Origin of the sequence: Pseudomonas sp. NBRC 111119, assembly GCF_001320125.1 — a bacterium.
Lineage (GTDB): Bacteria > Pseudomonadota > Gammaproteobacteria > Pseudomonadales > Pseudomonadaceae > Aquipseudomonas > Aquipseudomonas parafulva.
The window spans coordinates 91151-114946 of sequence record NZ_BCAV01000020.1 but is presented as its reverse complement, the minus strand read 5'-3'; the positions used below and the strand labels follow the sequence as shown (position 1 = coordinate 114946).

The 23796-nt window shown below is 62.6% G+C and carries 22 protein-coding genes; 20 read left to right on the top strand and 2 right to left on the bottom strand.

Going from position 1 to position 23796, the window contains the following annotated elements; all coding sequences use genetic code 11:
• The first annotated feature begins 52 nt into the window (after positions 1-52).
• From APH25_RS08920 to APH25_RS08900, 5 genes are all read left to right on the top strand, one after another.
• Positions 53-1168, top strand: a complete 1116-nt coding sequence (locus APH25_RS08920) for an ABC transporter substrate-binding protein (protein WP_060481664.1) — start codon at positions 53-55, stop codon at positions 1166-1168.
• Positions 1165-2226, top strand: a complete 1062-nt coding sequence (locus APH25_RS08915) for an iron ABC transporter permease (RefSeq protein ID WP_060481663.1) — start codon at positions 1165-1167, stop codon at positions 2224-2226. The genes APH25_RS08920 and APH25_RS08915 overlap by 4 nt, the downstream gene beginning before the upstream one ends.
• A complete protein-coding gene (locus tag APH25_RS08910; protein WP_060481662.1) occupies positions 2223-2984 on the top strand; it encodes an ABC transporter ATP-binding protein in 762 nt (253 codons plus the stop codon). Before APH25_RS08915 ends, APH25_RS08910 begins: the two co-directional genes overlap by 4 nt.
• 317 nt (positions 2985-3301) lie before the next feature.
• A complete protein-coding gene (locus tag APH25_RS08905; protein ID WP_060481661.1) occupies positions 3302-4693 on the top strand; it encodes an amino acid permease in 1392 nt (463 codons plus the stop codon).
• 216 nt (positions 4694-4909) lie between these two features.
• The gene (locus APH25_RS08900) at positions 4910-5359 is read left to right on the top strand and encodes a hypothetical protein (protein ID WP_060481660.1); all 450 of its coding nucleotides are present in this window, start codon (positions 4910-4912) and stop codon (positions 5357-5359) included.
• A 14-nt stretch (positions 5360-5373) separates the two neighbouring features.
• Here APH25_RS08900 and APH25_RS08895 read toward each other — a convergent pair whose 3' ends face one another.
• Positions 5374-5841, bottom strand: coding sequence for a hypothetical protein (locus APH25_RS08895; RefSeq protein ID WP_060481659.1), 468 nt, complete (start codon positions 5839-5841; stop codon positions 5374-5376).
• Between the two features lie 290 nt (positions 5842-6131).
• On the opposite strand from APH25_RS08895, the gene APH25_RS08890 reads away from it, so the two are divergent.
• From APH25_RS08890 to APH25_RS08860, 7 genes are all read left to right on the top strand, one after another.
• Positions 6132-6983, top strand: coding sequence for an STAS domain-containing protein (locus APH25_RS08890; protein ID WP_060481658.1), 852 nt, complete (start codon positions 6132-6134; stop codon positions 6981-6983).
• A gap of 4 nt (positions 6984-6987) precedes the next feature.
• Entirely contained in the window at positions 6988-7350 is a 363-nt protein-coding gene (locus tag APH25_RS08885) for an STAS domain-containing protein (RefSeq protein WP_028632663.1), read from the top strand.
• On the top strand, positions 7347-7751 hold the full coding sequence (locus APH25_RS08880; protein ID WP_028632662.1) for an anti-sigma regulatory factor: 405 nt from the start codon (positions 7347-7349) through the stop codon (positions 7749-7751). The genes APH25_RS08885 and APH25_RS08880 overlap by 4 nt, the downstream gene beginning before the upstream one ends.
• Positions 7742-8761 (top strand): ATP-binding protein, encoded by a 1020-nt coding sequence (locus APH25_RS08875; RefSeq protein WP_177331161.1) that lies wholly within the window; start codon positions 7742-7744, stop codon positions 8759-8761. The genes APH25_RS08880 and APH25_RS08875 overlap by 10 nt, the downstream gene beginning before the upstream one ends.
• The gene (locus APH25_RS08870) at positions 8754-9602 is read left to right on the top strand and encodes a sensor histidine kinase KdpD (RefSeq protein WP_060481657.1); all 849 of its coding nucleotides are present in this window, start codon (positions 8754-8756) and stop codon (positions 9600-9602) included. The genes APH25_RS08875 and APH25_RS08870 overlap by 8 nt, the downstream gene beginning before the upstream one ends.
• Positions 9592-11535 (top strand): response regulator, encoded by a 1944-nt coding sequence (locus APH25_RS08865; protein WP_060481656.1) that lies wholly within the window; start codon positions 9592-9594, stop codon positions 11533-11535. Before APH25_RS08870 ends, APH25_RS08865 begins: the two co-directional genes overlap by 11 nt.
• Positions 11536-11650: 115 nt before the next feature.
• Positions 11651-14044, top strand: a complete 2394-nt coding sequence (locus tag APH25_RS08860; RefSeq protein WP_060481655.1) for a TonB-dependent siderophore receptor — start codon at positions 11651-11653, stop codon at positions 14042-14044.
• Here APH25_RS08860 and APH25_RS08855 read toward each other — a convergent pair.
• Positions 14032-14976 (bottom strand): LysR family transcriptional regulator, encoded by a 945-nt coding sequence (locus APH25_RS08855; protein ID WP_060481654.1) that lies wholly within the window; start codon positions 14974-14976, stop codon positions 14032-14034. The two genes, APH25_RS08860 and APH25_RS08855, sit on opposite strands and share 13 nt — an antisense overlap.
• 165 nt (positions 14977-15141) lie before the next feature.
• On the opposite strand from APH25_RS08855, the gene APH25_RS08850 reads away from it, so the two are divergent.
• The 8 genes from APH25_RS08850 (at position 15142) to dctM (ending at position 23729) form a co-directional block, all read left to right on the top strand.
• Positions 15142-15975, top strand: a complete 834-nt coding sequence (locus APH25_RS08850; RefSeq protein ID WP_060481653.1) for a MaoC family dehydratase N-terminal domain-containing protein — start codon at positions 15142-15144, stop codon at positions 15973-15975.
• A 30-nt stretch (positions 15976-16005) separates the two neighbouring features.
• A complete protein-coding gene (locus APH25_RS08845; RefSeq protein ID WP_060481652.1) occupies positions 16006-17169 on the top strand; it encodes an acyl-CoA dehydrogenase family protein in 1164 nt (387 codons plus the stop codon).
• A 14-nt stretch (positions 17170-17183) separates the two neighbouring features.
• The gene (locus APH25_RS08840; RefSeq protein ID WP_060481651.1) at positions 17184-18533 is read left to right on the top strand and encodes an MmgE/PrpD family protein; all 1350 of its coding nucleotides are present in this window, start codon (positions 17184-17186) and stop codon (positions 18531-18533) included.
• Positions 18534-18553: 20 nt separating this feature from the next.
• A complete protein-coding gene (locus APH25_RS08835; protein WP_060481650.1) occupies positions 18554-19753 on the top strand; it encodes a CaiB/BaiF CoA-transferase family protein in 1200 nt (399 codons plus the stop codon).
• 15 nt (positions 19754-19768) lie between these two features.
• On the top strand, positions 19769-20596 hold the full coding sequence (locus APH25_RS08830) for a CoA ester lyase (protein ID WP_060481649.1): 828 nt from the start codon (positions 19769-19771) through the stop codon (positions 20594-20596).
• 156 nt (positions 20597-20752) lie between these two features.
• The gene (locus APH25_RS08825) at positions 20753-21751 is read left to right on the top strand and encodes a TRAP transporter substrate-binding protein (RefSeq protein WP_060481648.1); all 999 of its coding nucleotides are present in this window, start codon (positions 20753-20755) and stop codon (positions 21749-21751) included.
• Between the two features lie 62 nt (positions 21752-21813).
• Positions 21814-22449 (top strand): TRAP transporter small permease, encoded by a 636-nt coding sequence (locus APH25_RS08820; protein ID WP_060481647.1) that lies wholly within the window; start codon positions 21814-21816, stop codon positions 22447-22449.
• Entirely contained in the window at positions 22446-23729 is a 1284-nt protein-coding gene (gene dctM, locus APH25_RS08815) for a C4-dicarboxylate TRAP transporter large permease protein DctM (protein ID WP_060481646.1), read from the top strand. The genes APH25_RS08820 and dctM overlap by 4 nt, the downstream gene beginning before the upstream one ends.
• The last annotated feature ends 67 nt before the right edge of the window (positions 23730-23796 follow it).

Here is a 23796-nt window from a genome sequence, read left to right as displayed (position 1 = left end):
GGCTAGAATGGCCGGCTCCGTTGCGACTGATTCTCTTCCAGAGGATACCCCGATGTGCGTATTCCCCCGTTTTTGGCAGCGCGTGCTGCCTGCCTTGCTGCTGATGGCAGCCTGCCTCGGCTTCACTCAACCGGCCAGTGCCCTGCAAGTCACCGACGTGCTTGGGCGCAGTGTAAAGCTGGACCACACACCGCAACGCATCGTGTTGGGCGAGGGCAGGTTGTTCTTCGCCCTGGCGTTGCTGGACCGTGACGACCCGTTCCAGCGGGTGGTCGGCTGGCAGAACGACATGCGCCTGCTGGACCCGCACACCTACCAGGTGTATGCGCAAAAGTACCCGCAAATCGCCAAGCTGCCGCTGATTGGCCAGGCCTCCGAGCAAAGCGTGAGCGCCGAGCAGATATTGGGCCTGAAGCCGGACCTGGCCATCTTCAGCATCGCCGGTGAAGGGCCCACCCAGCACAGCCCCGTGGCCGACCTGCTGGAGCAGGCTGGCGTGCCAGTGCTGTTCATCGATTTCCGCGTGCACCCTATCAAGAACACGCGGGTCAGCATGGAGGCGCTCGGCACGGTGCTGGGCCGCGAGCAGGAAGCTGCCGAGTACCTGAGCCTGTACGATCGCCACCTGAAACGGGTGACCGATGCGGTGGCCGGGCTCAAGGACAGTGAACGGCCCAAGGTGTTTCTGGAACTGCTGGCAGGGGTATGGCAGGCGCCTGGCCACACCACCGGCAAAAGCGGCCTGGGCAGCGTGGTCCAGGCCGTGGGCGGTCATAACATTGGCGCTGACGTGGTACCCGGCGCGCTGGGTGATGTGAGCGTGGAGTACGTGCTGCAGGCCGACCCGGATGTGTACATCGCCACCGGTAACCGCGCCCCCGGCGTGCTGCTGGGCGCTGGCGTATCTACCGAGACGGCGCGCCAGAGCCTGGCCAAGATCACCGCTCGCCCCGAATTCGCGCCGCTGCGGCCGATCAAGGCGGGCGAGGCCCATGGCCTGTGGCATGACTTCTACAATTCGCCGTTCAATATTCTGGCTATCGAAGCCATGGCACGCTGGGTGCACCCTGAACGCTTCAAGGACCTCGACCCGCAGGCGACCATGGCTGAAATCAACCGCATGCTCAAGGTAGGCCTGGACGGCCAGTACTGGGTCGACGCCAAGTGACCGCGCAGGCTCTGCCCGGCGCCCAGCAGGCTGCCTGGCACTACCGCCGGGTGCTGTGGCGGCGCACCTGGCTGGTGGGCGCCCTGGCATTGCTGCTGTTGGTTTCGGTGCTGTGCGACCTGGCCAGCGGTGCGTCGGGCATGAGCCTGGGGCGCCTGGTGCAGGGGGTGTTCGACCCGGCCACCCTCAGTGCCACCGAGCGGGTGATCATCTGGAACGTGCGGCTGCCGTACGCGCTGATGGCGGTGCTGGTCGGGGCAGCGTTGTCGCTGGCGGGCGCGGAAATGCAGGCGATCCTCGACAACCCGCTGGCCAGCCCCTTTACCTTGGGGGTGTCATCGTCTGCCGCGCTGGGCGCGTCGCTGGCCATCGCCTACCCGCTGGGCATCGCCTGGATGGCGCCGGGGGTACAGGTCACGGTGATGGCGTTCGTGTTCGCCTGCCTGTCGGTGGTGCTGCTGCAGGCCATGTCGCGCTTGCGTGGCGCTGGTGTAGAAAGCCTGGTGCTGTTTGGCATTGCCCTGGTGTTCAGCTGCAACGCATTGGTCTCACTGCTGCAACTGCTGGCTACCGAGGATGTACTGCAGCAACTGGTGTTCTGGACCTTGGGCAGCCTGGCCCGGGCCAACTGGGACAAGCTCGCCATTCTGGCACTGGTGCTGGCGGTACTGCTGCCGTTCTCGTTGCGCGCCGCGCCGGCCATGACCCTGCTGCGCATGGGCGAGGACCGCGCCCGTAGCTTTGGTGTGGACACCCGCCGCCTGCGTTTTGCCTCCCTGTTGCGCATCAGCCTGCTGTCGGCAACTGCGGTGGCTTTCGTTGGCACCATCGGCTTCGTCGGCCTGGTGGGCCCGCATATCGCCCGTTTGCTGGTGGGCGAGGACCAGCGTTTCCTGTTGCCCGCCAGTGCGCTGGTGGGGGCGTTGATGCTGTCGCTGTCCTCCATTGCCAGCAAGGCGATCATGCCCGGCGTGATTGTGCCGGTGGGTATCGTCACTGCTTTGGTCGGGGTGCCGATCTTCGTGGTGCTGGTGTTCCGCCGGGGGAGAAAACTGTGAGCCTGTTGATCGAAGGGGTATCGGTAGCCTACGGGGCACGGCAGATTCTGCACGAGGTGAGCATGCCGGCGTTCCCGGCCGGCAGCCTGGTGGCACTCGTGGGGCCCAACGGCGCAGGCAAGTCCACCCTGCTGCGTGCGTTGGCGGGGTTGGAGCGCATGCGCGGGGGCCTTAACCTGGACGGCCAGGACGTCACTCGGCTGGGCTTTGCCGAGCGCTCGCGGCGCCTGGCCTACATGCCCCAGCAACTGCCCCCCGGCATTGCCCTGGGCGTGCTCGAAAGCATCGTTGCCGCCCTGCGCGTGGGCAGTAGCGACAACCTGTTGGGCCATGCTTTCGAAGCCTTGCGCCAGTTGGGTATCGAAGGGCTGGCCGAGCGCTCGCTGGACAGCCTGTCGGGCGGCCAGCGCCAGCTGGTGGCCCTGGCCCAGTTGCTGGCGCGCAACCCCCAGGTGCTGCTGCTGGACGAGCCCACCAGTGCACTGGACCTGCATTACCAGTTGCGGGTGATGGACGCCGTGCGTGAGCGCGTGCAGGCGCACCGGTTGCTGGCCGTGGCAGTACTGCATGACATCAACCTGGCGGCGAGCCACGCCGACTGGCTGGTGGTGCTGCGCGAGGGCAGGGTAATCGCCTGCGGCGCCCCGGCTGACGTACTCAAGCCGGACCTGCTGGCAGACGTCTATGGCGTGCAGGCACGCGTGGAACGCTGCTCCCAGGGGCGGTTGCAGGTATTGGTGGACCGGGCGCTGGCCTGAGGCGCCCTGCTGCACATTCAAATGAAAAACAAAAGCTTCGCTTGGCCCGGTGGCGCGATCGGATATGCCAATCGCGACATTTGGCGTTGCTGGAAAAGCGCTGTCGTGATCGAACAGTTCCGAGGCGTTCTCGTGTAATTTCCCACATGCTTGCGGGGCTTAAATGAAGCCCGAACCGCACCGGCACGTTGCATTTGATGCGCTGCACACATCAACAACAGAGCGCTAGCAACCTGCCTTCACCCCGAATCCCAAGGAGCCTTTTTCGCCTACGCCTGCCCGTCCATCCTTGTGTCAGCAAAAAGAGAACAACATCAATGAACACCGTGGGATCTGATGGCAACCTTGCACAAGGTTTCAAGCCACGTCATGTAACGATGCTGTCCATCGCGGGCATTATCGGCGCCGGACTCTTCGTCGGCTCGGGTCACGCCATCGCGGCGGCCGGGCCAGCAACCATAGTTTCCTATTTTGTGGCCGGAACCCTGGTGGTACTGGTCATGCGCATGCTCGGCGAAATGGCCGTAGCGCACCCCGACACCGGCTCTTTCTCCACCTATGCCGAACAGGCCATTGGCCGTTGGGCCGGCTATACCATCGGTTGGCTGTACTGGTGGTTCTGGGTACTGGTGATTCCCATCGAAGCCCTGGCTGCGGGGCACGTGCTCAATGCCTGGTTCCCTCAGGTAGACAGCTGGATCTTCGCCCTGGCCTCGGTGCTGTTGCTGGCCGGCACCAACCTGTTCAGCGTGGCCAAGTACGGCGAGTTCGAATTCTGGTTCGCCATCCTCAAGGTCACGGCCATCCTGGGCTTTATCGGCCTCGGTTTCGCAGCGCTGATGGGCTGGTTGCCCAACCGTGAAGTCAGTGGCCTCAGCGGGCTGATCAATGAGCACGGCGGCTTTGCCCCCAAAGGCTGGGCGGCTGTGGTCGGTGCCTTCATCACCGTGATGTTCAGCTTCATCGGTACCGAGGCGGTGACCATCGCGGCGTCCGAGTCCAGCGACCCTTCGCGCAACATCGCCAAGGCCACCCGCTCGGTGATCTGGCGTATCAGCACCTTCTACATCCTGTCGATCTTCGTGATCATCTCGGTAGTGCCGTGGAATGACCCGCAACTGGCGGTAGTGGGTTCGTACCAGCGTGCGCTGGAAATCATGAATATCCCCAACGCTGCATTCATGGTCGACCTGGTGGTGCTGGTGGCAGTCACCAGTTGCATGAACTCCTCCATCTACATCGCCTCGCGCATGATGTACTCGCTGGCCAAGCGCGGTGATGCACCGGCCATGCTGAAAAATACCTCCAAGGTCGGTGTACCACGGGCTGCGGTGTTCGGCAGCACGCTGATCGGTGCCGCCATTGCGGTGCTCAACTACTTCGCACCCAAGGGCGTGTTCGAGTTTTTGCTGGCCAGTTCCGGCGCCATTGCGCTGCTGGTGTACATGGTGATCGCCATCTCCCAACTGCGGATGCGCCGTCGGCTGGAGCGCGAGAACACCGAGCTGAAATTCCGCATGTGGCTGTTCCCGTGGCTGACCTGGGCGGTGATCATCTTCATCGCTGCAGCGCTGGCGGTGATGATGTACACGCCTGAGCACCGGGTTGAAGTGAGTTCGACCTTGGGGTTGGCGATCGTGATTTCCTTCCTGGGTATTGTGACCACACGGGGTCAGGCGCAACCAGTTGGCGCGCGTACCGTGGGGTGAGCGCCTCTACTTGGCGGGATAATCGGGATTGACTGGGGCCGCTCTGCGGCCCCGCTTTTTTATAAGGGTTGAGTTTGTCGGCAGGGCTATTGGTTGGAAGCTATGCAACGTCGCCTGCCATACAGCGTGAGCGTGCAGAGCAACCCATTTAAGTGCAAGATGCGCGCTGCAGGCAGTTGTCCTGCCCGTAGTCCATACCCGTCCAAGGAGGCCCCCATGCAAGACAGCTTTAGCCCTGCTGAATCGCCCGCCAGTGCCGAGGAGTTGCCAAAGGGCGTGTTTGCGCCGATGCCAGGCTACACGCACGCCGATTTCCTGGCGCTGGCCGACACCCGTGCGCTTGCGTTGCTGGAAGCGCAGGAAGTAGACCCAGGGCTGATTCGTGAAACCTTGATCGCGCTGGCCACTCACCTGTATCAAGCACTGGAAGAGGCAGCGATGGAGTACCTGATCTCCACGTGCCACCAGCAGCCCTGTGATGAGTCCCTGCATGCCAGTAACATGCTGAATCTGGCTGAAGAAACCGGTGCTATTGGCGTCGATGCAGCGGCAGATTCACTCAGTGGCTCACCCATCTTGAGGCTGGGCAAATCATTCTATGGACGTTTTATTGGTGAGGTGGGCGATGCCCTGCGTGAACATGTTCTCGGACTGCGCAGGGACTGAGTCGCCCCCAGTGCTTAGCGTTTGTTATTAGCGCAACTGATAACAGCGCTGCCACCCTCCGCACGTAAGCTCAGGTCGTGCTTACCGACTTCTTTCGTGTAATGGCCTAGATCGTCCTGAGCGATATTCCCCAGCTTGGCGACGGTCTGCAGGCTTTCGCCATTGAACTGGCCCGTGTACTCATTGAAGTCACCCTCGCCGTCACCTGCGTCGTGCACTGACAGCCGTGTGATCGGGCGGCCAAAAACCTCGACAGGCTTGGGGACGGTGTATTCGGCGTCCGACAATTCGGAGGCCTGCACCACAGCCTTACCCTTGGCTGCCGTGACCAGCTCGGCGAACTGGCCGGGTGAGATGGCGCGCTTGCAGGTCAGCACCTGGCCTATTCGGGCATTGGCTGCATCCTGATCAAGGTTCTCGGCGACTACGGTATGGCTTGCCAGGCTTATGAGCAGTGGCAGGAGTACACGTGCGGTTTTCATGTATCAGTTCCTTCTGAGCCGTATTCATATCGAACAGCGGTTATTAAAAAAACATTTTTAATACGCGTGGCATGGAATGTACATCCCATCACTGGCTTTTGCACGCCCCCCGCAGCTGAGCCTTCAAGCCTTGCAGGCTTTTTTTTCCATCGCTGCCCTAGGGGCTATCCACGGCTCGCGTAATGCAATTAAATGCGCCGCAAATACAACTATTTCGGCCGGTAAATGTCATTCACAAAACACCGGTCATCACGTGAAGGCGACGGCTTTCGCTACAGGAGCTCAGGTACATGGCAGCACTGCAAGGCAGTACGTTGGACGCGATCAACAGCAACCAGGAACAGTTGCTTGAGCAATGGATTGCGAGCCTGGAAGCCAACGGTGCCACGCGCAACCTCAAGGAGCAGGTGCTGAAACAGGAGACCCGCGAGTTCCTGCAACTGCTCAGCGAAGGCCTGCAGAGTGGTAGCGGCAACAACCTGGCTGGTGCAGGGTGGGATGCCGTACGCCGCTTCCTGGAAAAGCTTTCGTCCACCCGCGCGCAACTGGGCCATGACTCACACCAGACGGTGTATTTCATCTTTGCGCTGAAGGGGCCGTTGTTCGCCCTGTTGCAGGCCCATTACCGGGACGACCCGGCGACCCTGGCCGAGCAACTGTGGCTGATCTCCGAGCTGCTCGACAGCATGGGCATGCACACCATCCGTACCTATCAGGCTTCCCGTGAAACCGTGATCCGTCGCCAGCAGGAAGAACTGCTTGAGCTGTCTACCCCGGTGGTAAAGCTGTGGGATGGCGTACTGGCGCTGCCCCTGATCGGCACACTCGATTCACAACGCAGCCAGACGGTGATGGAGTCGCTGCTGCAGCGCATCGTCGACACCGGTTCAGAAATTGCCATCATCGACATCACCGGTGTGCCGACCGTCGACACGCTGGTGGCGCAACACCTGCTCAAGACCGTTACCGCTATCCGCCTGATGGGCGCTGACTGCATCATCAGTGGCATCCGCCCACAAATCGCCCAGACCATCGTGCACCTGGGCCTGGACCTTGGCACCCTGACCACCAAAGCCAACCTGTCCGACGCCCTGAAACTGGCCTTGACCCGCGTGGGCGGCGATCTCGGCCAGCGGGTATAGGCTCATGGAGCGTATACCGATCCTGCAGATGGGCGAGTTTCTGCTGGTCACCATCCAGGTAGACATGCACGACCAGCTGGCACTGACGCTGCAAGAAGACCTTACCGAGCGTATCAGCCGCATTTCGGCGCGGGGTGTATTGATCGACATCTCGGCGCTGGACATGGTCGACTCCTTCATCGGGCGCATGATCGCCAGCATCTCCGGGCTCTCGCGCATTCTGGATGCCGAAACCATGGTGGTGGGCATGCAGCCGGCGGTTGCCATCACGCTGGTGGAACTGGGGCTGACCCTACCGGGCGTGAGCACGGCGTTGAACGTGGAGCGCGGCATGCAGGTGCTGCGTCAACGTCTGGAGCGCACATGAACGTGCGCGACAGCGGCAGCCTGCCGGTGCGTATCGAACAGGATGTGGTGCTCGCACGCCAGCTGGCGCGCAAGCTGGCCGGGGAGTGCGGCATGCGCCTGGTCGACCTGACCAAGCTGGTGACTGCTGTCAGCGAACTGGCGCGCAACACCGTGGTGTATGGCGGCGGCGGCGACATGGACTGGCAGATTCTGGACAACTATGGGCGCACCGGCCTGCGTCTGCTGTTCCGCGATGAAGGCCCGGGGATCCCCGACATCAACCTGGCGTTGACCGATGGCTGGACATCCGGGGGCGGCCTGGGCCTTGGCCTGACCGGCGCCAGGCGTTTGGTCGACGAGTTCGAGCTGGACACAGCCCCTGGCCAGGGCACGCGCGTGACGATCACTCGATGGGCTTGAGCATCGCTGCCACTGTGACGCGGGTGGTGCCATTGGCCGACCCGAGTGATGTCGGCCATGCCCGGCGCATTGCGCAGAAGCTGGGCGAAGACCACGGCTTCGATGAACAGGACGCCGGGCGCGTTGCACTGGTAACCACCGAGCTGTGCAGCAATGTGCTCAAACATGCAGGCCACGGCGAGCTGCACCTGCGGGTGTTGCCGCGTGAAGGTGGCCGCTACGGTATTGAAGTGCTCACCGTGGACCGCGCCCAGGGCTTCGACGCCCAGGCGTGCCTGGCCGACGGCTACTCGTCTGCAGGCACCCAAGGTATCGGCATGGGCGCTGTTGCGCGCCTGGCTCAAGTGTTCGATGTGCATGCCGATACACGCGGGGCGGTGGTGCTTGCCCGTCTGTATAGCAAGCACGACGTGGCTGCCGACCAGCGCTGGGGGGCAACCCAGCATGCGCTGCATGGCGACCCGGCCTGTGGCGACACCTGGTACCTGACCGTCGATGGCCAGCAGGTCAGTGCGCTGGTGATCGACGGCCTGGGCCACGGCCGTGAAGCCGAGGCGGCGGCCCTGACCGGCGCTACGGTGTTTGCCAGCGCGCCTTTTGCCGAGCCGTTGCAACAGCTGCAGGCGCTGCACCATGCCATGTCCGGTACTCGGGGTGGCGCCGTGGCGGTGGCTCAATACAACGGCGCGTCCAACCGCCTTGCCTTCACGGGTATCGGCAATATCGGTGCATGCCTGGTCGCCGGTACGCAGCAACGCGGCCTGGCGTCGCTGCCCGGGATCGTGGGCGGGCAATTCAGAAAAACCCAAGTATTCGACTACGCTGATCTGAACGGAAATGTGTTGATCATGTACAGCGACGGCCTGCAGTCCCGTTGGAACCTTCAGGATTACCCTGGCCTGGTGCATCGCCACCCGGCGGTGATCGCGGCTGTGCTGCACCGCGACTTCTGCCGTGGCCGGGATGATGTGACCGTGCTGGTGATCGACCTGGAGGCTGTGCATGTCTGACCCAACTCTGGTCACCCGGCTGCAGGCCGAAAACGACGCGCTGCGTAGCGAGCTGGATGAAACCAACCAGGGCGTGCTGGCGCTGTATGCCGAGCTGGACACCCAAGCCGAGCAACTGCGCCAGGCCTCTGACCTGAAAAGCCGCTTTCTGGCCTACATGAGCCATGAGTTTCGCACGCCGCTGGGTTCCATCCTGAGCATCACCGGCCTGCTGACCGACGAACTGGACGGGCCGCTGTCGGCAGAGCAGCACCGTCAGGTGGCCTTCATCAGCAACGCCACGCGTGAGCTGTCCGACATGGTCGACGACTTGCTGGACCTGGCCAAGATCGAGGCGGGTCGCATCACCATCTCGCCCGCGTGGTTCGACATGTTCGACCTGTTTGCCGCTCTGCGTGGGATGTTCCGGCCCATTGTCGATGGGTCGGCGGTGGACCTTATATTCGAAGAGCCGGCGGGCCTGCCGCAGCTGTATACCGACGACAAGAAACTTGCCCAGATTTTGCGCAATTTCATTTCCAACGCATTGAAATTTACCTCCCGTGGTGAGGTACGGGTTTCAGCGAGCCTGCACGGCGAAGGCAGTGTGTGCTTTTCCGTGACCGATACCGGCATTGGTATCGCGCCGGAGTTGCTGGACACGCTGTTCGAAGACTTCGCCCAGCTCGATTCGCCGCTGCAGAAACGCCTGCGCGGCACCGGCCTGGGCCTGTCGTTGTGCAAACGCTTTGCAATGCTGCTGGGCGGTCAGGTGAGTGTGCACAGTGAGCCGGGCAAAGGCTCGTGCTTCTCTGTGGTTATCCCGCTGGCTTTGGCCCAGGAGAACCTGGATGAGTGCTGATGTGCGCCTGCTGATCGTCGATGACAACGTTGCCACCCGCTACGCACTGCGCAGGCGCCTGGCGGTGCACGGCTATGAGGTACTCGAGGCGGGCACAGGTGCACAAGGGCTGGCGTTGATTCGCGAAGGCCACGTCGATGCGCTGATTCTGGATGTGAACCTGCCGGACATGAGCGGCTTCGACATTGTCCGGCTGCTGCGCCAGGACGTGCGCACCGCTTTGTTGCCTGTGATTCATGTGTCTGCGGCGTCCATCCAGAGCGGCGACATCATTACCGGGCTGAATGCGGGTGCCGATGCCTACCTCACCCACCCGGTAGACCCGGACGTGCTGCTGGCCACCTTGCGTACCCTGCTGCGGGTACGCGATGCCGAACGTGCCCTGCGCCAGAGCGAGGCACGCTTTCGCGAGATATTCACCGGCGTGTCGGCGCCTATCGCGGTAATGGACGCCGACCTGAAAGTGCACGAGTGCAACCAGGCGTTCATTCACCTCACCCAGGACAACCACGACCCGGTGCAACTGCGCGAGTGCTTTGCCGACGGGCAGGAGGCGGCCCTGGCCAGCCTGCGTGAACACCTGCTGGCCGGCGAACGCTGGAAAGGCACCTTGAGCATGCAGTTGCACGGCCATGTGCGCGAGACCGAATGGCAGCTGTCGCCCTACCAGGCGCCGGGGCTGTGCCTGGTGTTCGTCGAGGACATCACCGAACACCGCCACCGTGAGCGTTCGCACCTGGCCCAGCTGGACGATGCCACCAGCCAGCTCGCACGGGAGGTGGCGGTGCGCGAGCGTACCGAGGCGCAATTGCTGCAGCTGCAAAAGATGGACGCCTTGGGCAGCCTTACCGGCGGTATCGCCCACGACTTCAACAACCTGCTGACCGGCATCATCACCAGCCTTGAACTGATCTGCAAACGCGTGGCCGAGAACCGGCCTGAAAAGGTCATCCGCTACGCCGAGGCAGCGCTGAGTTCCGCCACCAGTGCTGCGTCGCTCACCCATCGCCTGCTGGCTTTCGCCCGCCAGCAGCCGCTCGACACCCGGCCAATAGACGTCAACCGCCACGTACGTTCGCTGGAAGAATTGATTACCCGCACGGTCGGCGAGCGCATCACCCTCACGCTCAACCTTTCCAACCAGCCTGCAATTGCCCTGGTTGACCCGGTGCAGCTGGAAAGCGCCGTGCTCAATCTGGTCATCAACGCCCGTGACGCGCTGCCCAAGGGCGGGCATATCTGGGTCGACACCTGTGCCCGCTGGTCCCAGGGCAACCCCAACCTGGTGGACGGGCCCTATGTGGCGGTTAGCGTACGGGACAACGGCACCGGTATCGACGCCGAACTGCTGGAAAAGGTCTTCGACCCGTTCTTCACCACCAAGCCGCTGGGCCAGGGCACCGGCCTGGGGCTGTCGACCATTTACGGCTTCGCCAGGCAATCCGGTGGCCACGTGGTGCTGAGCAGCGTGGTGGGGCAGGGCACCGAGGTCACCTTGATGTTGCCCGCCAGTGCACAGGCGGCCGTGCATGTGCAGCGTGAGGCTGCCCAGGACCAGCCGGGCAGTGGTGAGCATGTGCTGATTGTCGAAGACATGACGGCCGTGCGCCTGTCGGTGGCCGAGGCGCTGGGGGATGCGGGCTACCGTTGCACGCTGGCCGCCAGTATCGAGGAGGCCTTGGCCCATTTGCAGTCCGATGCCCACCTGGACCTGATGCTGACGGATGTCGGCCTGCCCACCCTGAACGGGCGTGAACTGGCAGACCTTGCCCGAGGCTACCGGCCCGAGTTGCCCGTGCTGTTCATGACCGGTTACGCCGACGCCGCGCTGGACCGTCAGGCGTTTTTGGGGGATGGCATGGACATGTTGCTCAAGCCCTTCAAGATGAGCGAGTTGCTGGGCAAGGTGCGGCAGGCGGTTAGCAAGGCGTGACAGCAGGCGGTTTAATTTTTTTTGAAAATAAATGAGGTGTTTTCTCATTCTCGTTCGGCAGGTAGGGAAGGCCGGAATACAGGCCAGCCCGCCGACCTCGTAACGGAGCGAGAAAATGAGTTCTACCCCGGTTTCACTGCGCCATCCCTTGAACCGCGCCTTGAAGGCTGCCCTGCTTGGCATGGTGGTCAGCAGCTACGCATTACCATCGTGGGCTCAACCCGCTGCTGCTGACCAGAACAGCCCCCTCAAACAATGGAGCATCCCTGCCGGCCCACTGGCCCCCGCCCTGGACCGTTTCGCCCGCGAGGCCGGCGTGAGCGTCTCGTTCGATGCCCAGGCCCTTGCCGACCGCAACACCCAGGGCGTGCAGGGGGCGCTGGGTACAGCGGCAGCGTTGTCTTCGCTGTTGCAGGGCACCGACCTGCAGCCGGAGCAGCAGGGCCCCACTGCTTATCGAATCATCCCGCAGGCCCGGCCTGCCGGCCCACTGGAGATCGGCGCGACCGAGGATTATCGCCTGGCGCCCGTCATCATCAACGCCAAGGTCAAAGCCAGCGCCGATGACGATACCAACTCGGTGGTGGCCAAGGAGCTGTGGGTGGGTGGCAAGGTTGCAACCAGCATCCTCAACACGCCGGCGTCCGTTTCGGTGGTGACCCGCAAGGAGATGGAGCAGCGCAGCGTCAGCACCACGGAAGAAGCGCTGCTGTACACACCGGGTGTCATCAGCGATTTCTACGGCTCCGACGACCGCAACGACTACTTCCAGATCCGCGGCTTCCAGGCCACCACATATCGCGATGGCCTGACGCTGAGCTCCATGCGCGGTGTGCGTGAAGACCCTTACGCCTACGAGCGCATCGAGATCTTGCGCGGTGCCAACTCCACTTTGTTCGGCCCGGCAGACCCCGGGGGCTCGGTGAACTTCGTCACCAAGCAGCCCCGTTTCGAGCAGTTTGGCCAGGGTTATGCCACCTACGGTTCCTATGACCATGCCGAAACCGGCATCGATGTGGGTGATGTGCTCAATGAAGGCGGCACCGTCGCCGGCCGCTTCACGGCCAAGCTGCAGAACAGTGACCGCGAATACGACCATTCGCAGGACGACAGCCGCTTCGTCATGGGTGGGCTGACCTGGGCGCCCACGGACTTCACGTCGGCCACCGTGGTGCTGGATTACCTGAAAACCAACAGCTCCCCCAACAGCGGTGGTTACCCGCTGGACAAGCAATACGACCGCAGCAAGTTCTTTGGCGAGCCCAGCTACAACTTCCATGACGTCGAGCGCACCAGCCTCAGCGGCAACATCACCCATGACTTCGACAACGGCTTCACCTTGCGCGGCAACCTGCGCTACAGCGAGCTGAGCGACGATTTTGGCTATGCCTATCTCAGCGACAGCGCGTCGCGGGTGGGTACCACCATTCCACGCTATGTATTCGGCACCGACAGTGACGCCGACCAGCTCAACGGCAACCTGATGCTGCAGTACGATGCGCAGTTCGAGCACATCGACAGCAGCAGCCTGGTTGGGGTCGAGTATCTCGATTCTTCCACGAAGCAAAGTTCGATCTACAGCCTGGCCACCCCCATCGATATCGCCAACCCGGTGTTCACTGGCGTGCCTCGCAACATCGCCCCTTACAGCCGCAAGAAGCAGGACGTGACCACCAAGGCCGTGTTCATGCAGCAGAACCTGTCGTTCTACGACCGTGTGATCGCCACAGCGGGTGTGCGCAACGATGCCATGGACGTGTCCAGCACCGAATACGTGGGCGGTGCCGTCAAGCAAAGTGACAACCTGTCGGAAACCTCGTATCGCGCCGCGCTGACCTATATCGTCAACGACGAGGTGTCCACCTACGTCAGCATGGTGGAGTCGGTCTCACCGCCCCAGGTTGGCGTGACCCCACAAACCGGCAAGCAGTACGAAGTGGGCGTGAAGTATTCGCCGATTGGCATGGACGCGATGTTCTCCGCTGCGGTATACGACCTGACTCAGGAAAACGTCACCATCGCCGTGGTACTGCCCAGCGGCATCATCGAGCAGCAAACCGTTGGCGAGTCCCACGCACGTGGCCTGGACCTTGAAGCCAAGGCCCAGGTGACGGCTGATATCAGCGTGATTGGCGCCTATTCGTACATGGACACCGACGTGAAGCGCGGCTCGCTGTACGACGGCACATCACTGAAGGGCAACGCTTTCGCCACGGCGCCGAAGCATTCTGCCTCGCTCTGGACCTACTACGACATCCCGGACACCGACGTGAGTGTCGGGCTGGGTGCGCGGTATGTGGGGGCTTACTACATGGACGCGGCCAATACCAAGAAGACCGATGGCACTACGTTGTTCGATGCGGCGCTGAAGTACCGCATCGCCAAGGGCACTGACCTGGCATTGAACGTGAGCAACCTGTTCGATGAGCAGCATGTCGTGGGGGCGGGCACGGCGGACTATTACAACCCGGCGCGTGAGGTTACGGCGCGGGTGAGTTATAGCTGGTAAGTATCTGCAGCATCCAGCCGCTGCCCGTCAGTGTTGGCGCCGCCACCGGTTGCAGGCATCAAGGTCTTGATCAACGCCCGCACCGTACCCGGCAGCGCCTCCAGCTCCCTCACCAGAATGCTGCGTTCCCGTTCGGCCCAGGGCTCGTCGAGCGCGATGGTCACCAGGTTCATGGTGTGGCTGTGGCGCGATGCCGAGGACTCGGGAATGATGCCGATGCCAACGCCAGCTTCGACCATGCGGCAGATGGCTTCGAAGCCCGATAGCTGGATGCGCAGGCCCAGGGTTTCACCCATGCGCTCGACCTGATCGCGCAAAAAGGTCAGCAAGGTGCTGCCGTCATGCAGACCAATGTGCTGGTAGGCCAGTGTCTGTTTCAAGGTTATCTGGCGGCGACCGGCCAACTCATGCCCGGCAGGCACGATCAGCACAAGCCGGTCAGTGCTGAAGTGCATCACTTGCAGGCCGCTGGCCTCTACCGGGCCGGCGATGATGCCCATGTCGGTGCTGCCATCCAGCACACCTCGCACGATATCGCGGGACAGGCGCTCCTGCAGGTCGACCGTGACCCCAGGCCGTTGCGCCAGAAAGCCTGCCAACACTTCGGGAAGAAATTCGGTCACCGCGGTGGTGTTGGCGAAGATGCGGATATGCCCAGCCGAATCGCCACCGAATTGGGTGAACTCCGCCTTCAGGTAATCGACCTGTCGCATTACCAGGCGCGCATGCGTGAGCAGCGTAAGGCCAGCCGGTGTCAGCTCGACGCCGCGGCTGTCCCGGTACAGCAGGCGCGTGTCGAGCTGCGCTTCCAGCGCCTTGATGCGTGCACTGGCGGCAGCCGGGGAGAGATGGGCGCGGCGCGCACCCTGGGTCAGGCTAGGCGATTCGCCGATGTGAATGAACAGGCGCAGGTCGGCCAGATCGAAGTGCATGGGCAAGTCCCGGGTTGAGGAGGCGTTCGGTATTTATGAACGCCGGGTTATGGAAATGCAAATTCACAGAATGCGTGCTCGGGTCGCATGATCGTGTCAGTCGCAAGCGCAGCGTCGATGACGCTTCGCAAGCGGCCCGCCATAACAATAATTCCAGAGGCCCCCATGCCCACTACGCCCTTTGACTACAGCCCCTGGCTCGGTCGCACCGAAGAAGCCTGGGATGTGCTTAGCCGCAACCTTGTGCAACGTATCGCGGCAACGTTCAGCGAACCGGCACCTGCCCATGGCGAGGCACTGCCGCCCCTGTGGACCTGGTGTTTCTTCCAGGACCCTGTACCCGAAGCGCAACTGGGCATGGACGGGCACCCCGCACGCGGTGGTTTCCTGCCGCCGGCCGACGGGCGCAACCGCATGTGGGCCGGCGGCCGTGTCGAGTTCATAGCGCCATTGATCGTCGGCGGCGAAGCGCAACGCACCTCGACCATCCTGCATATCCAGGAGAAGCAGGGGCGCAGCGGGGCACTGTTGTTCGTGACGGTGCGCCATGACTACACCCAGCACGGCCAGCTGTGCATTCGTGAGGAACAGGACATCGTCTACCGCGAGCCGGCGCCGCCCAAGGCGAGCACCGACGCGCCCTGCGAAACGGGCACCTGGGCCGAGACCGTCACGCCCACCCCGACCTTGCTGTTCCGCTACTCGGCGGTCACCTTCAATGGGCATCGCATTCATTACGACTACCCCTACGTCACTGCAACCGAGGGTTACCCGGACCTGGTGGTACATGGCCCGCTGGTTGCCACGCTCAACTTGCGGGCGTTTCTGCGTGCCAACCCCGGTACCCGCTTGCGCCACTACCGCTATCGCAGCTTGCGCCCGCTGACCCTACCTGCACCTTTCCAGCTCAGCGGTTCCCTGGATGGCCCGGGCAAGGCGCGCCTGTGGGCCGGCAACGCCGCAGGCGTGGCGCAAAGCGCCGATGTCACTTTCGACTGACCATTTTCAAGCACCGTAGAGAAGCCTGCCATGCACAGCTACGACAGCGATGACCTCAACGCCATCCGCGAAGGCGTGCGCGCCTTGTGCGCCGAATTTCCTGGCGAATACTGGCGCACACTGGACGAGCACAAAGCATTCCCCGAGGCCTTCGTCAAGGCCATGACAGACGCCGGCTGGTTGTCGGCGATGATCCCCGAGGCCTACGGAGGTTCAGGGCTGGGGCTGGCCGAGGCATCGGTGATACTGGAAGAAGTGAACCGCTGTGGTGGCAATTCCGGAACCATTCACGGGCAGATGTACAACATGTTTACCCTGCTTCGCCATGGCAGCGAAGAACAGAAACGTCATTACCTGCCCAAGCTGGCCAGTGGTGAGTTGCGCCTGCAATCAATGGGGGTTACCGAGCCCACCACGGGCACCGACACCACGCAGCTCAAGACCACAGCCGTGCGCCAGGGCGATGACTACGTGATCAACGGGCAGAAAGTGTGGATCTCGCGCATCCAGCATTCGGACCTGATGATCCTGCTAGCGCGTACCACCCCGCTGGCCGAGGTCAAGCGCAAGTCAGAGGGCATGTCCATCTTCCTGGTGGATCTGCGCACGGCTATCGGCAATGGCCTGACCGTGCAGCCGATCGCCAACATGGTCAATCACGAAACCAACGAGCTGTTCTTCGATAACTTGCGTATTCCTGCCAGCAGCCTGATCGGAGAGGAGGGCAAGGGGTTCCGTTACATCCTCGACGGCCTGAATGCCGAGCGTACGCTGATCGCAGCCGAATGCATCGGTGACGGACGCTGGTTCGTCGAAAAGGCCAGCCAGTACGCCCGCGACCGGGTGGTGTTCGGCCGCCCGATCGGCCAGAACCAGGGGGTGCAATTCCCCATTGCCGAAGCCCACATTGAGCTGGAGGCTGCCGACCTGATGCGCTGGCGGGCCTGCGCCGAATACGATCGCGGCGCCAATGCAGGGGCCGCTGCCAACATGGCCAAGTACCTGGCCGCCAAAGCATCGTGGGAAGCGGCCAACGCCTGCCTGCAGACCCACGGCGGGTTCGGCTTCGCCAACGAGTACGACGTGGAGCGCAAATTCCGTGAGACACGGCTGTACCAGGTGGCGCCAATTTCCACCAACCTGATCCTGTCGTATGTGGCCGAGCACCTGCTCGAGCTGCCGCGCAGCTTTTGAAGGAGGCCATGCCCATGCGTGATACCCAAGCGCTGGCCACCTTCCTGGCCGACCTGCGCTACCAAGACATTCCACCGGCTGTCCTGGCGCGTACCGAAGACCTGTTCCTGGATTGGTTGGGCTCGGCACTGGCCAGCCAGGGCGCGCACCCGGTGCCGCTGTTCGAGCGTTACGCCGAGCGCATGGGGCCGCCGGCCGGGAAAGCCCGGTTGATGGGTACCGGGCGTGGCACCTCGCCGTACTTCGCCGCGCTGGTCAATGGCGCAGCGTCGCATCTGGTCGAGCAGGACGACCTGCACAATAGCTCCGTGCTGCACCCCGGCACGGTGGTGTTTTCGGCCGCCCTGGCAGCCGGGCAGGACCTGGACAAGTCGGGACCGGACCTGCTGCTGGCTGCTGTGGCCGGCTACGAGGCCGGTATCCGCATCGGTGAATTCCTCGGGCGGTCCCACTACCGCATCTTCCACACCACTGCGACCGTCGGCACCCTGGCGGCCGCCGTCGCCGTGGGCAAGCTGATGAATTTCAACCAGGCCCAGTTCATTGATGTGCTGGGCAGTGCAGGTACTCAGGCCGCCGGGCTGTGGGAGTTCTTGCGCGATGCGGCCGATTCGAAACAGTTGCACACTGCCAAGGCCGCTGCCGACGGGCTGTTGGCAGCCTACCTGACTGCCGATGGCCTGAGCGGGGCACGCAATATTCTGGAGGGCGATCAGGGCATGGCCGCCGGTATGTCCAGCGATGCCGACCCGGCACGCCTGTCAGACCGCCTGGGCAGCCGCTGGGCCCTGGCCGAGACCTCGTTCAAGTTCCACGCCTCGTGTCGTCATACCCATCCTGCTGCCGATGCATTGCTGGACCTGATGCAGCGTGAAGCGCTGCGCCATGACGACATTGTCGAAGTCATCGCCCACGTGCATCAGGGCGCTGTCGACGTGCTTGGCCGGGTGAACGTGCCCACCAGCGTGCACCAGGCCAAGTTCTCCATGGGCACGGTGCTTGGCTTGATTGCCGTGCATGGCAGCGCGCAGTTGCTGACGTTCCGCGACCTGGCGCTGAGCGACCCGAACGTGGCGGCGTTCCGCGACAAGGTGCGCATGCAGCTGGACCCCGAGGTGGACGCGGCCTACCCGGCCCGCTGGCTGGGCAGGGTCGAGGTGCGCTGCCAGGATGGGCGCCGTTTGACCGCGGCCATCGACGAACCCAAGGGCGACCCCGGCAATACCTTGTCGCGCGCAGAACTGGAAGACAAGTTCCTACGCTTGTTGGCCTACGCCGGGCAGCGCAGCGCGGCCGACGGGCAAGCCTTGATCGAACGTGTCTGGCAGTTGCGCGATGCGCGCTCGCTGGCCGACCTGCCATGACTCCCACACAGGACCTTGCCATGAGTGCATCCGCCCCCCGCCCCCTGGACGGCATTACTGTCGTCAGCCTGGAACACGCCATCGCCGCGCCGTTCTGCACCCGTCAACTGGCCGACCTGGGCGCTCGCGTGATCAAGGTTGAACGCCCCGGAAGCGGTGATTTCGCCCGTGGCTACGACCAGCGCGTCGATGGCCTGGCGTCTCACTTCGTGTGGACCAATCGTTCCAAGGAAAGCCTGACGCTGGACCTCAAGCATCCCGAGGCTGATGCCATTCTCGAAGGGCTTCTGGTCAAGGCTGACGTGCTTGTGCAAAACCTCGCACCGGGCGCCGCAGCGCGCATGGGCCTGGGATTCGAGGCACTGCATGCGCGGTTTCCACGGTTGGTCGTGTGCGACATCTCCGGCTACGGCGAGGGTGGCCCTTATGAAAAGAAGAAAGCCTATGACTTGCTGATTCAAAGTGAAGGCGGCTTCCTGTCCGTTACTGGCAACCCGGGCGCAGAGGGAATGGCCAAGGCCGGGTGTTCGGTGGCTGATATCGCCGCTGGCATGTATGCCTACACAGGTGTGCTCTCGGCGCTGATGCTGCGTGAACGCACGGGGGTGGGCAGCCGTATCGACGTGTCCATGCTCGAAAGCCTGGTGGAATGGATGGGCTACCCCATGTACTACGCCTATGACGGTGCTCCGCCACCGCCGCGAGCCGGTGCTGCCCACTCGACTATCTACCCGTATGGCCCTTTCCCTACGGGCGATGGCGGCACGGTGATGCTGGGCTTGCAGAACGAGCGCGAATGGCAGGCATTCTGCGAGCAGGTAGTGCTCGACCCGGCGCTGGCCACTGACGAGCGCTTCTGCGCCAACTACCGACGCTCGGAGAACCGCGAACTGTTGCGGCAGATCATCGTCGACGGCTTTGCCGCACTGAGCCTGGACGAGGTGGTGGCGCGTCTTGAAAGCGCTCAGATCGCCAATGCCCGGGTCAACGACATGCAGGGGGTGTGGCAGCACCCTCAGTTACAGGCCCGCGACCGCTGGCGCGAAGTGGACAGCCCGGTGGGCAAGTTGCCGTCGTTATTGCCACCGGGGCGCAATGCTGCTTTCACACCACGTATGGGCCCGGTGCCCGCGCTCGGTCAACATACCGCCGCAATTCTTGCCGAGCTGGGTTATGGCGATGAGCAGCAGGCGCAACTGAGCAGCGTAGGCGTGGTTTAGTACAGGAGCAGAACAATGCCTTACCCTATCGTGCGTTCCGCACTGTTCGTTCCCGGGAGCCGCCCGGACCGGTTTGCAAAAGCCCTGGCGGCCGGTGCCGACACCGTTATCGTGGACTTCGAAGACGCCGTGGAGGAACCGCTAAAAGCCCAGGCACTTGGGCATTTGGCGAGTTTCCTCGCTGAAAACCCCGACGCCCGTGTGTGGGTCAGGGTCAATGCGCCCAGCCACGCAGGCCACGGCGAAGACCTGCACTTTTGCGCGCAGCACGTTGGCGTGACCACAGTGCTGTTACCCAAGGTCGAGAGCGCCGCACAGGTGGCTGTAGCGGCTCGCACGGGCAAAACCGTAGTGCCAATCATCGAAACCGCGAAAGGGCTGTTGGCCCTGGAGCGCATCGCCAGTGCCCAGGGCGTACAGTGCTTGTCGTTTGGCAGCCTTGACCTGGCGTTGGACCTTTGTCTCAACACTGACAGCCCGGCGGGCCAGCGCTTTATCGACCAGGCGCGCATGGCCGTGCAACTGCATTCCCGAGGGGCCGACCTGGCGCCGCCGCTGGACGGCGTTTTTCCAGCGATTCGTGACCTGGAAGGGCAGCGCGCAGCCATGCGGCATGCGTACGACATGGGGTATGGCGGGGCGCTCTGTATTCACCCAAGCCAGGTGCCGGTCATTCACGATGCATTGCAACCGGCAGAGCAGGAACTGGCCTGGGCGCGAACGGTAGTCGATGGCAGCGCAGCCGCAGGCGGGGCAGGTGCCTTCCAACTGGACGGGCAGATGGTCGATGCCCCTGTGTTGCTACGTGCGCAGCGTTTGCTGGCGTTGTCCCGCTCCGGTTAGTGCGCAACCAGCCTTGTGAGGGCTAACGCAGACGCGTTCATGTTTGACGAACGCAGCCTTACACAAAAGCAGATTCCCCAAACACCTATACTGCGCCACCTTACCCTTGGCCCCGCTTCCCTGCCGACCTTCCAACAACAATAAAAGGTAAAACCCATGCTGAAGCTGACCCAGGCGTTTCTATGCGCCGCCGCCGTCTCACTGACCTCATTCGCCTACGCCGCCGACCCGGTCATCATCAAGTTCGCTCACGTTGTGGCCGACAGCACGCCCAAAGGCCAGGGCGCGCTGATGTTCCAGAAACTCGTGGAGGCGGACGACAAGCTCAAGGGCAAGGTCAAGGTCGAGGTCTACCCCAACTCTTCGCTGTTCGGCGATGGCAAGGAAATGGAAGCGCTGCTGCTGGGTGACGTGCAGATGCTTGCTCCTTCACTCGCCAAGTTCGAGCACTACAACAAGCAGGTCCAGATCTTCGACCTGCCATTCCTGTTCGACGACCTGGCCGCTGTCGATCGCTTCCAGCAGGGGCCCAAGGGCAAGGCGCTGCTCACCTCGATGGAAGACAAAGGCATCCGGGGCCTGGCCTACTGGCACAACGGCCTGAAGCAGTTGTCGGCGAACAAAAAAGTACTGCTGCCCAAGGATGCCCGCGGCCTGAAGTTCCGTGTCCAGGCCTCCAGCGTGCTGGAGGAGCAGTTCAAGGCCGTACGCGCCAACCCGCGTAAAATGAGCTTCGCCGAGGTTTATCAAGGGTTGCAGACAGGCACGGTCAACGGCACCGAGAATACCTGGTCGAACTACGAGAGCCAGAAGGTCAATGAAGTGCAGCCGTTCTTCACCGAGACCGACCATGGCCTGATCGACTACATGGTGATCACCAATGCCAAGTTCTGGAACGGCCTGCCAGAAGACGTACGTAACGAGCTACAGGGCATCATGGACAAGGTCACGGTTGAGGTGAACAAGCAGGCCGAGGCGCTGAACCAGACGTCACGGCAGAAGATCATCGATGCCAAGACCAGCGAGGTCGATGCGCTTACCCCGGAGCAACGTGATGCGTGGCGCAAGGCCATGCGCCCGGTCTGGGACAAGTTCTCCGATCAGATCGGCGCCGACCTGATCCAGGCTGCCCAGGACGCCAACACAGCCTCCTGACCTGACGTGTTCGCCGCCGCCCGTCCCGGGCGGTGACGCCTCATTCTGCGCGGAGAATGCCCATGCAAACGTTAAGGCGTGTCTGGGAACGCTTCGAGGAAGGCATGATTGCCTTTCTCCTGGCAGCCATGACCCTAATAACCTTCATCTACGTGGCGCTGAACAACCTCTACACGATGTTCTACAGCCTGAGCGATCACTGGACCTTTGCCAGCGAGCCGCTGTTGAGCATCGGTGATCACCTGATGGGCTATGCCCAGGAAATGACCTGGAGTATCGCCCTGACCAAGGCACTGTTCGGCTGGTTGATCTTCTTTGGCATCGCCTACGGCGTACGCACGGCCGGCCATCTCGGGGTCGATGTGCTGGTCAGGCGCACCCGCAAGCCCGTACAGCGTGTGCTGGCGATGATCGCCTGCGCCTGCTGCCTGGCTTACGCCGGGCTGTTTCTGATCGCCAGCATCAAATGGGTCAGCGCCGTACTGGTAGCGGGTATCGGGGCTGAGGACCTCGACCGCTACGGCATCAAGGTCGGCCATATCGCGCTGATCGTGCCGTGCGGGTTCGCGCTGATCATCCTGCGCTATCTGGAAATCCTGTACCGCATCTATACCCATCGCCAGACCAACCTGGGCCTGGCCGACGAGGCGGCCGAGGCGAGCAAGCTGGCCAACCCCGGTGAGGAGTCTGAGCGATGACCGTTATCTGCCTGTTCCTGTTGCTGTTCGTCTTCATGTTCCTGGGTGTGCCGATCGCCATTTCCCTGGGTTTGTCTGGTGCTGTGTCGATTTTGCTGTTTAGTCAGGACTCCCTCAGCTCGCTGGCAATCAAACTGTTTGAAACCACCGACAGCTACACCTTCCTGGCCATTCCGTTCTTCCTGCTGTCCGGTGCCTTCATGACCACCGGCGGCGTGGCGCAACGGCTGATCGACTTCGCCAACGCTTGCGTGGGCCATATCCGTGGCGGGCTGGCCATCGCCGCCGTGCTGGCGTGCATGCTGTTCGCCGCCTTGTCCGGTTCGTCGCCGGCCACGGTGGCTGCGGTCGGGTCGATTGCCGTGGCCGGCATGGTGCGCTCGGGGTACCCCAAGGCGTTTGGTGCCGGCATCATCTGTAACGCTGGTACGCTGGGTATTCTGATCCCGCCATCGATCGTGATGGTGGTCTATTCAGCCGCTACCGAAACCTCGGTGGGCAAGCTGTTCATGGCCGGTGTGATCCCCGGGATCCTGCTGGGCGTATTCCTGATGATCGCGATTTACATCGTGGCACGGGTCAAGAAGCTGCCCGCCCAGCCGCGTGCCAGTTTCCGCGAGTGGCTGACTGCAGCGCGGCGGGCGTTCTGGGGCTTGTTGCTGCTGGTGATCATTCTCGGTGGTATCTACAGCGGCATGTTTACCCCCACCGAAGCCGCAGCAGTAGCGGCGGTGTACTCCGCGTTCATCGCCCTGTTCGTGTACAGGGACATGACCTGGCGCGAGTGCCCGAAGGTACTGCTGGAGTCTGGGCGGCTGACCATCATGCTGCTGTTCATCATCGCCAACGCCATGCTGTTCGCGCATGTGCTCACCACCGAGCAGATCCCGCAGCAGATCACGCAGTGGGTGCTCTCTGAAGGCCTGACCCCTATCGGCTTCCTGATCATGGTCAACGTGGTGCTGCTCATTGCCGGCAGCTTCATGGAGCCGTCGGCCATCATTCTGATCCTTGCGCCGATTTTCTTTCCGATCGCCATGGAATTGGGTATCGACCCGATTCACCTGGGTATCGTGATGGTGGTGAACATGGAGATCGGGTTGGTGCATCCACCGGTGGGGTTGAACCTGTTCGTCACCAGTGCGGTAACAGGCTTGACCCTGGGCCAGACCATCCGCGCGGCGCTGCCGTGGCTGTCGATCCTGCTACTGTTCCTGGTGTTGGTGACTTACGTGCCTTACATCTCACTGGCGCTGCCAGAGTTCCTCGGCATGCCTTGACAGCCAGGGCTGGCCAGCAGCTTGGCCAGCCCGAAGGTTTTCAACGGTGTTAGCTGCCCGCTAGCAT